A 10417-nucleotide genomic window follows, 5' to 3' on the forward strand; every position below is an offset into this window, starting at 1 on the left:
GTTCAAAGATACATCATTTCTTTGTGCTCTTACAGGCTTTTCAGATGATTTCCGGTCAGTAAACCGATGAATACCGGATAAAAATCGGTGAATGGAACAGAGTAAAGCGCAATAAATTATGCTCTAATTGAATCTAATAACAAAAAATACAATGTGAAAAACAAATATTGCACACCGACGTCTTTTCTTCCCTATACATTTGCAATCATATAATTAACACAATACGTGAGTACAACTAATATTTTAAAGAACTAATGCCATGAATAAAACTTTTTTAGGAGCTTTTCTTGCATCTGTCTTCATATCATTCACAGCCTGTTCGGAAGAAAATCTCGAACAGGACACAAATCCTCCAACAGAACAGCCGGGAGATTCTACTGATCCGGATGATTCGGGAGAGGATCAGCTGCCGGAGTATCCGACTCCCGACCGTTCGACAGTCGCAGCTTTTCCCGGTGCCGAAGGAGCCGGAAAACGAACTAGTGGTGGAGCCGGAGGAATAGTATATACAGTAACTTCTCTCAAAGATGACGGTTCAGAAGGTACTCTCCGTTGGGCGATAGAGAAGTCGGGCAAAAGAACGATTGTATTCGCTGTAGGTGGAGTCATCCCTTTAACCAAACAGTTGCAAATAAAGAATGACGATATAACCATTGCAGGTCAAACTGCTCCCCACCCCGGTATTTGCCTGAAAAATTACACTTTACGTGTCAACGCAAACAATGTCATTATCCGATTTATCCGTTCACGTATGGGGGATGAATGTAAGACGGAAGATGATTCGATGAATGGGTATCAAGATTCTTATCCCGGCAAAAGGAATATTATTATCGACCATTGCTCAATGAGCTGGAGTACGGACGAATGTGCTTCATTTTATGGAAATACCGACTTTACCATGCAATGGTGTATCATCAGCGAGAGTCTGACAAATTCTCTTCATAACAAAGGAGGACATGGATATGGCGGAATATGGGGAGGAAGCCCTGCAACCTTCCACCATAATCTGCTGGCACACCATAGCAACCGCACGCCCCGCCTCTGCGGAAGTCGCTACTCTAACAGAGAAGATATGGAGAAAGCCGATTTATGCAATAATGTAATCTATAATTGGACTGGCGAAGGGGCCTATGCGGGAGAGGGAGGTTCTTATAATATCATAAATAACTATTATAAACCGGGACCTGTTAATGCCATAGCGAAAGTACATTGCCGTATTTTCACCGCTTATCTGGATGATGGCAAGAATCAACAGGCAAAAGGAGTATATGGAAAATTCTATGTAAACGGGAATTATTTCGAAACACATGAGAAGTTATCTAATTCACAAAAGACAGAATTGACCAATGCAAATGCAGATAATACCTCCTCAACCGCTTTTTGCGTAAAAAACAACGAAGTTTCAACAAAAGATTTGCTTGTATCTTCACGTTTTCCTATCTTAGATGATTATTCGTTCGTTCAGTCTGCACAAGATGCCTATCAGTCTGTATTACTATACGCTGGTGTTTCCAACCTGCGTGACCATATCGATGAACGTATTGTAAAAGAAACCCAGGAAGGCACTTTCACATACACAGGCTCAAACGGAGGAACGAACGGACTGATCGATACACAAGCTGATGTGGAAGGATGGAGTGAATACGCATCCACTACCACCGCACAGCAGGATAGTGACAAAGACGGGATACCGGACGAATGGGAAACAGCCAACGGACTGAATCCCAACGACAGTAGTGACGGAAACAAATATAACTTAAGCAAGGAATATACCAACCTTGAAGTCTATCTGAATAGTTTGGTAAATTCCTTATACCCAACCAATAACTAAGTAGCTATGAACAAAAAAATCCTGATAGGGCTATGTGCCTTATTTATGCTCCCTTCTATTCAAGGGAATACAAATACTAACAATTCGTACAAAGAGAATATTACTCCCGACCGTTCAAAAGTTCCAGCCTTCCCGGGTGCCGACGGTGCAGGGAAATATACAACAGGAGGTGCCGGTGGAACAGTATACACTGTAACTTCACTGGCAGATGACGGTTCGGAAGGAACTTTCCGCTGGGCTATCAACAAAAAAGGCCCCCGTACAATCGTTTTCGCAGTCAGCGGCATCATTGAATTGCAGAAGCCTTTAAAACTCAGCAATGGAGATGTGACAATCGCAGGTCAAACAGCTCCCGGAGATGGCATCTGTCTGAAGAACTACACCTTTTCCATTCAAGCAGACAATGTGATTGTCCGCTTTATCCGTTCACGTATGGGAGCGGACATCAAGCAAAAAGGTGACGATGCAATGAACGGTACCAAAGGAAACAGTAACATAATCATAGACCATTGCTCTCTGAGCTGGTGTACGGATGAATGTGCCACTTTCTATGATAACAGTCAATTCACCCTTCAATGGTGTATCATCAGCGAAAGCCTCGCCAACTCTATTCATGAGAAAGGAGCACATGGCTATGGTGGCATCTGGGGTGGACAAAAAGCATCCTTCCATCATAATCTGCTGGCACATCACACCAATCGTACTCCACGACTCTGCGGCAGCCGTTATACCGGCAAACCGGAAGAAGAAAAGGTGGAATTATTCAATAATGTAATCTACAATTATGGTAGTGACGGGGCTTATGCCGGTGAAGGCGGTTCGTACAACTTTCTCAATAATTACTATAAGCCGGGTCCCTATAGTGCTACCAAAGGTTCATACCGACGCCTGTTCACCGCTTATGCAGACGACGGCAAAAATCAAAATGAGGCAGGGGTACATGGAACCTTCCACTTCAAAGGAAACTTTATGGACGCCACCTGTCCCAGCCTGACTGACAAGCAGAAAGAAGCTCTTTATAAAGTCAATATGGATAATACATTTGGTCTGATCGTCAAGAACGACTTCGCACCGGAAAAGAATTTATTATCCAAAAAAGCATTTGATATAGCAGAGCATACTTCATTGCAACCGGCAAAGAAAGCCTATAAAGATGTACTGCAATTTGCCGGAGCTTCTCACCGCCGCGATGCCGTAGACCAACGAATCGTAGAAGAAACCCGCAAAGGGAATTACACTTATGAAGGGTCTCATGGAAGCACCAACGGAATGGTTGACCAACCGATAGATGTAGGAGGCTGGCCCGAATATAAATCCGAACCGACCCCAACCGACTCCGACGGAGATGGCATACCGGACGAATGGGAGAAAAAGTACAATCTGAATCCGAATGATCCAAGCGACGGCGCACAATATGGTTTGAGTAAAGAATACAGCAATCTGGAGGTATATCTGAACGAGCTAGTGAATCATCTGTATCCTGCGGATTCTAAAAAATAAAACTAAAAGCCCGAATAAACAGTTATAAAAGATTAAGACGAGAGTACATTTTCCCATAAATCCTCGTCTTTATCCATTTTATGCCGGAAAAACAAAAAATACTATCGTAAAAACAAATATTACACATCCCACAAGCCCCAAAAACATAATTTTGCACCAGTGAGAACTCTAAGAGTGGACACACTCGAATATTAATAATCTAATATAAAAGAACAAAAGATGCCTAAAGGAATGAAAAACATGCGCACTTTGCTGCTAATGATTTTCGCAGCATTATCGCTCAGCGTATCAGCGCAGACTATTACCTTAAATGGTAATGTGAAAGACACCACCGGAGAACCGATTATCGGTGCTTCCATTGTAGAAAAAGGGAATACTACCAATGGTACAATTACTGACCTGGATGGAAATTTCTCTCTAAAAGTTCCTGCCAACGCCACTGTAGTTATTTCATATATTGGTATGAAAACGCAGGAAATCGCAATCAAAGGAAAAAGCAAGATTGATGTTACACTATCAGATGATGCAAAAGCGTTGGATGAAGTTGTAGTTATCGGTTATGGTACTGCCAAGCGTAAAGACATAACAGGATCAGTAGCCACAGTTAATGCTGAAGCATTGACAGTAGTACCTGTTGCATCCGCAACGGAAGCACTAACAGGTAAGATGGCAGGTGTACAAATTACCACAACAGAAGGTTCGCCTGATGCAGAAATGAAGATTCGTGTACGCGGTGGTGGTTCTATTACGGGAGATAACACTCCTTTATTTATTGTAGACGGCTTCCCCGTAGAATCTATTTCTGATATTCCCGCTTCAGATATTGAAGATATGACAGTTCTGAAGGATGCATCTTCTACTGCTATCTATGGTTCTCGTGGTGCTAATGGAGTCATCCTTGTTACAACAAAAAGTGGTAAGGAAGGTAAGATTTCTGTGAATTATAACGCTTACTACTCTTGGAAAAAGATGGCCAAACAGTTAAACACGCTTTCATCCGGAGACTATGCAAAATGGCAATATGAATTGGCTATGTTGAATAGTGGTAAACATGATACGATCAATCCAGATGATTATACCAAAGTTTTTGGTAACTATCAGGATATAGATCTTTATGAAAATATTGAAGGTAACAATTGGCAAGATCAAGTATTTGGGCGTACCGGACATACTTTCAATCACAATTTAAGCATCAATGGAGGAAGTGACAAAACAAAGTTCGCTTTCAGCTATGCACATATGGATGATAAAGCGATCATGCAAGATTCTGATTTTAAGCGTGATAACTTAAGTTTAAAAGTAAATCACAAGCCCAATAAACGTGTTGCTTTAGACTTCTCTGTACGTTACTCCAATACAACAATCAATGGTGCAGGTGCTAACGAGTCCAAAAGCGAAGTTTCCAGTGCAGACTCTCGTATGAAAGACGTTATGATTTATACCCCGTTCAATTTCAAAGATTTGAGCGATGGGTATGATCCTGATCTCCAATTAACAAATCCATTAGTTTCCGTTGCGGACAATGCACGTCAGCAGTCACGTCAAACTTTTAATTATAACGGTAGTTTTACTTGGGAGTTTATTGACAACTTAAAATTCAAGACTGAATTTGGTTTAGATCATTACTATAATAAAGACAAACGTTTTTATGGAGTTACAACTTACAACTCCCGCATCAATGGAAACAATCAGCCTATTGCCGTATTCACTTCCAAAGAAAGAAAAACCTTCCGTAATACTAATACTTTAAATTACGATTTCAAGAAGATACTAAAGAACAAAGATCATAGTTTAAGTCTTTTGGTTGGTCAGGAATTGATTAAGGTGAAAAGTAATACGGATACAGATGAAGTTCGTTTTTATCCAAAACTATTTACGGCAGACCAAGCTTTCAACTTATCAAGTCAAGGCACAGCTTTCTCAACTGACAAATTCTATAATGCTGACGATATCCTGCTATCCTATTTTGCACGTGCAAACTATGATTTCCAAGGTAAATATCTTGCGAGTGCAACATTCCGTGCCGATGGCTCTTCTAAATTTTCAAAAGACAACCGTTGGGGATTCTTCCCTTCCGCAGCTCTTGCATGGCGTATGTCATCTGAAAACTTCATGGAAAGTACTAAATCATGGTTAGATGATTTAAAACTTCGTATTAGTTATGGTACAGCTGGCAATAACAACATTCCAAGTGACCAAACAAGTACTATTTGGTCTGCTGGTTCCGGTGCTTCAATAGGCTGGATGAATAATATGTCAAGTTATTGGACTACTGGTGCACAAATGGCCAATCCTGATTTGAAATGGGAAACAACCCATACTCGCAATGCCGGTTTAGATTTTACTCTTTTAAACGGAAAGTTAAGTGGTACAGTTGAATATTATTGGAATACTACAAAAGATTTGCTAATCAACTTCCCCGTTTCCGGTGTTGGATATAGCTTCCAATACAGAAATTTAGGCGAAACAGAAAACAAAGGTTGGGAAGTAACCCTAAATTGGAATGCCATCAATAAAAAGAATTATGCTTTGAGTTTTAATGCAAACGTAGGATTCAATAAGAATAAAGTTAAATCCTTAGGTAGCTTAATGGACTATTCTGCTGATTCAGGTTGGGCATCAACAGATATTCAATCAGACTTCAAAGTACAACCAGGACATTCTGTCGGAGAAATTTACGGTTTTGTAAGTGACGGACGTTATGAAGTCAGTGACTTCGAAGGTTTCATTGATGGTAAATGGGTATTGAAAGCTGGCGTAGCAGATGCTTCTGACATCATCGGTGAGAAATATCTCCGTCCAGGTGCTATGAAACTAAAAAACGTAGATGGAAGTGAAGATAATAAAGTGACTAAAGACGACCAAAAAGTAATTGGTGATACTAATCCATTCTGTAGTGGTGGTTTCTCTGTTAATGCCCGTGTTTACGGATTCGATCTGACTGCAAACTTTACCTATAGTATTGGTAATGATATCTATAATGCAAACAAAATTGAATATACATCTTCAAGCAAATATAAATACCGTAACATGATTGATGTCATGGCAGAAGAGAAACGTTGGACTAACCTAAATGCCGACGGAACTATCTGTAATGATCCTACACAATTGGCGGCAATGAATGCAAATACCTCAATGTGGTCTCCATGGACACAGAAATATGTGTTGACAGACTGGGCTGTAGAAGATGGATCATTCCTTCGCCTAGCTACTCTTTCCATTGGCTACACACTGCCACAAACTCTGACCAGAAAAGTTGGAATACAGAATCTCCGTTTTTATGCAACCGGCTATAACTTATTCTGCATTACCAACTACAGCGGTTTCGATCCTGAAGTATCTACACGTACTAAAAGCGCATTGACCCCAGGTGTTGATTATTCAGCATATCCAAAGAGCCGTCAATATGTAATTGGTTTAAACTTAACATTCTAAAAAAAGACTAATATGAAAAAATTATTATATACAGTAATAGCAGCAATGCCATTCTGCGGAAGTTCTTTACTTATGACTTCTTGTGATGACTTGTTTGATACAAAGTCTCCTTCATCTATGGACGACTCCAATATATTTTCAATCTATGATTTAGCAGAAGGAACAATTAAAAACATATATATATATTATGGCGAACAGAACTATCGTGCTCGTTATTTGCCTTGGTATGGTTATAATACTGACATAGAATGGTATAGTAGTTCTGAACAGGTAGGTGACGGAAAAGCAGATTTAGCGGTTTATAAGGTTTCTTCGAATAATAGTCAGATGAATCTCGCTGATGGTAAAGAACCATGGTCTAATATTTATCAAGGCATTGAAAAGGCTAACCTTGCCATCCAAGGACTTAGAACATACGCAGATTTGACAGATAAAAATATGGCACACCTTTATGGTGAGGCTCTTACCATGCGTGCTATGGCATATGTTGATCTGATTAACGCTTGGGGAGATGTTCCCGCTCGCTTTGAACCAACAACCACAGAAACAATGTATGCTGCAAGAACTGACAAAGACGTTATCTACAAACAACTGATAAAAGATTTACAGGAAGCAGAAAATATGGTAGCATGGCCCAACGAAATGGATGCAACTACTACTGTAGAACGAATCAACAAAGCTTTTGTAAAAGGATTATTAGCACGAGTTTGCCTTCAGGCATCCGGTTATTCTTTGAGATCCGATGGTAACAGTTCATTAAGCAGTGATCCAGAACTAGCAAAATCTGTATTATACCCTATCGCCCTGCAGGCATGTAAAGACGTAATGGCAGAAGAAGGAAAATATGTGGCTTTAAAAACAAATTTCGAAGATATTTTTATTGATAACTGTCGTGATATTATTAAAGCAGGTAGTGAATCATTATGGGAAATACCATACAACAATGAACCGACTGCACGTGGACGCCAAGTATATACTTTCGGTTTAAGACATGAGACCGCTGATGTCATAGTAAACTACAAACAATCCGGTGGACAGGCAGGTCCTACTCCTTTCTTTTTCTTTGATTATTCCCAAAAGGATAAACGACGTGATGTAACATGTGTTCCTTACAAATGGAACAAAGGAGTCCAAGAACTCAATTCAATAGATAAATGGTATTTCGGAAAACTCCGTTATGAATGGATGAACCGCTATATTGAAAGCACCGACGATGGTATCAATAAACAATATATGCGTTATGCTGATATCGTATTGATGAGAGCAGAATTAGAAAACGAATTAAATGGTCCGGCCTCAGCAGCTCCATATTTGAAACAGATTCGCCAACGTGCGTTTGATCAAGCCGATTGGAATACAGAAGTAGACCAATATGTCGCAGCTGTTCAAGGTAATAAAGATGCAATGTTTGATGCAATCGTTCAAGAACGCGCTTTGGAATTTTGCGGTGAATTTGTTCGCAAAGCTGACTTGATCCGTTGGAATCTATTAAAAACCAAACTTGATGAGGCTAAAGCTAAAATGTATCGTTTACGTGATTTGCAAGGAGAATATGCTGAATTAAGCGGGCATTTATATTATAAAATGGAAGATTACACATGGACGCGCAACGGAGCATCAAATACAATCGAAGATGGCAGTCTCGTAACATACGGTCTGAACCGCGATGAGCAAAATATCAATCCGGCAGGTTACACAGAATACACCAACAGTTCGGGTGAAACGAAAACATGGATATCTTCCAGCCAACTAAAAGACGAGAAGATAGAAGCTATTTATGCACAAGACCCGGTTAAATATATGTATTGGCCTATCTTCCAGGTTAATCTTAATGCCAATCCGGAATTGAAAAATTATTCCTGGTATAATTAATTCATACACTTAAATATTGATAAGATGAAAAAATATATAATCACAGCATTTGCTTTTATCACACTGTTGACAGGCAGCGTTACATTCACTGCATGTGAAGATATAGATGACATAAAAGAATTAAATTTAGATCGTCTATTATCCCCGACTAATCTGACCGCAAGAGTTAGAGACAAAGTAAATATAGAATTAACATGGGATGAAATGGATAGAGCCCAATCCTATGTAATCGAAGTATTTAAAGAAGATCCTGATTTTACAGGAACTGCTATTTCTACGTTAGAATCTGAAAAAGCAACTTATACGGTTACAGGATTAGAAGGAGAAACATCATACTCCATCCGGGTAAAAAGTGTAGCAGAAGGAATTACTGATTCCAAATGGGTTAGCGCTACCCGTTCAACAGATGCAGAACAAATTCTTCTGGAAGTTGCAGAAGAAGATCTGACAGCATCAGAAGTAACACTTCGCTGGCCCGCCGGACAAGTTGCTACGGAAATCATCATAACTCCAAATGATGTTGCAGCACACCGTGTGACTTCTGATGAAATTGCAGCCGGTGCCGCTACTATTAAAAACTTAAAGTCTGAAACTACTTATACTGCAACTTTAAAGAATGGTGATAAAACTCGTGGTACGATGGTATTCACAACTCTCATAAACTTGGATGGAGCATTACCTGCTTATCCGGGTGACAATCTTGCAACAATCATAGCAACAGCCGAGGCTAATGCTACTATTGTCCTATTACCTAAAGACGACAATAATAGCTTCATATATACAGATGAAAGTGGAACTGCAAAAACATTGGAAATAGAATTAACCAAAGATGTTACTATAAAAGGTTTATATGCAGAAAACCGTCCAACTACTAATATCAAGTTTGTATTAAGTGGATGTAACAATTTCAAAATAGAGAACCTTAATTTAACTGCTAGTGACGGAGGTACAATTATTACAGTACTTGATAGTAAAGGTGGAAATATAACTGTTACAAATTGTGATGTAACTGGATTTGGTTCGTTGTTAGTAGAGAATGATAATACACAAACTGGTACTATCAATACATTTACTGTAGATAACTGTATTTTCCATGATATGGCAAGTGGCAAAAGATTTGTAGACTATCAAAAGAAGAAATCCTTTATAGCAGAGTTTACATTGAAAAATTCCACATTCTATAATTGTTGCTCTGGTTCTGATTTTATTCGTTTTGACAGACATTCAACGAAAGGCAATATCATAAATATATCGAATTGCACTCTGTATGGAATTGAAGCAACAAGTAAAGGTCTCTTCTATGTCCGTTCCAACTCAGTTGGTAATAAAGATTTTACTGCAAATATCACAAAATGCATTTTTGCTAACATGAGTAATAAAGTATTCTTTAGTCAAGATACTAAAACTGATAATCTGACATTTAACTCGAACTATTATTTCGAGGCACCTTCCTTACTATCAATACCTGAAGGTGGAGCCGGTAAAGTGGTAGACGCAACTGGAGTCACTCTTGATCCAGGCTTTACAGATGCAGCAAACGGTAATTTCAAAGTATCTAACCAAACAATCATAGATAATGAAATTGGTGATCCACGCTGGAGAAAATAAGATTTTATAAAATCTAGTTAAGCTAAAAGAGGCTAAAATCAAATAATATTTTAGTCTCTTTTCTCAAGATAGCGATACTCGTATTCGGGCATCGCTATCTTTTTTATTATTATTCCAAAGAAGTGTAATCCCCCGATAAAGTACCCGTATAAAAAAGAATCGCTATAGCAA

5 protein-coding genes are annotated in these 10417 nt (G+C 39.2%); all 5 read left to right on the forward strand.

Features of this window, described 5'->3' with window-relative positions:
* Positions 1–259 precede the first annotated feature (259 nt).
* The 5 genes from DW640_RS20870 (at position 260) to DW640_RS20890 (ending at position 10246) form a co-directional block, all read left to right on the forward strand.
* Positions 260–1831: a polysaccharide lyase family 1 protein gene (locus tag DW640_RS20870; protein WP_117578908.1), complete on the forward strand. Its 1572-nt coding sequence runs from the start codon at positions 260–262 to the stop codon at positions 1829–1831.
* 6 nt (positions 1832–1837) lie between these two features.
* A complete protein-coding gene (locus DW640_RS20875; RefSeq protein ID WP_117578909.1) occupies positions 1838–3331 on the forward strand; it encodes a pectate lyase in 1494 nt (497 codons plus the stop codon).
* Between the two features lie 219 nt (positions 3332–3550).
* A complete protein-coding gene (locus tag DW640_RS20880) occupies positions 3551–6766 on the forward strand; it encodes a TonB-dependent receptor (protein ID WP_048694815.1) in 3216 nt (1071 codons plus the stop codon).
* Between the two features lie 12 nt (positions 6767–6778).
* Positions 6779–8638: a RagB/SusD family nutrient uptake outer membrane protein gene (locus DW640_RS20885; protein WP_011109107.1), complete on the forward strand. Its 1860-nt coding sequence runs from the start codon at positions 6779–6781 to the stop codon at positions 8636–8638.
* Positions 8639–8662: 24 nt separating this feature from the next.
* Entirely contained in the window at positions 8663–10246 is a 1584-nt protein-coding gene (locus tag DW640_RS20890; RefSeq protein ID WP_011109106.1) for a DUF5123 domain-containing protein, read from the forward strand.
* The last annotated feature ends 171 nt before the right edge of the window (positions 10247–10417 follow it).

Origin of the sequence: Bacteroides sp. AM23-12 (assembly GCF_003434395.1) — a bacterium.
GTDB classification, from domain to species: Bacteria; Bacteroidota; Bacteroidia; order Bacteroidales; family Bacteroidaceae; genus Bacteroides; species Bacteroides thetaiotaomicron.

What these genes read in the sequence shown, in the direction of transcription:
- DW640_RS20870 (WP_117578908.1), top strand. Translation starts at nt 260, where the DNA reads ATGAATAAAACTTTTTTAGGAGCTTTTCTTGCATCTGTCTTCATATCA.
- DW640_RS20875 (WP_117578909.1), top strand. Translation starts at nt 1,838, where the DNA reads ATGAACAAAAAAATCCTGATAGGGCTATGTGCCTTATTTATGCTCCCT.
- DW640_RS20880 (WP_048694815.1), top strand. Translation starts at nt 3,551, where the DNA reads ATGCCTAAAGGAATGAAAAACATGCGCACTTTGCTGCTAATGATTTTC.
- DW640_RS20885 (WP_011109107.1), top strand. Translation starts at nt 6,779, where the DNA reads ATGAAAAAATTATTATATACAGTAATAGCAGCAATGCCATTCTGCGGA.
- DW640_RS20890 (WP_011109106.1), top strand. Translation starts at nt 8,663, where the DNA reads ATGAAAAAATATATAATCACAGCATTTGCTTTTATCACACTGTTGACA.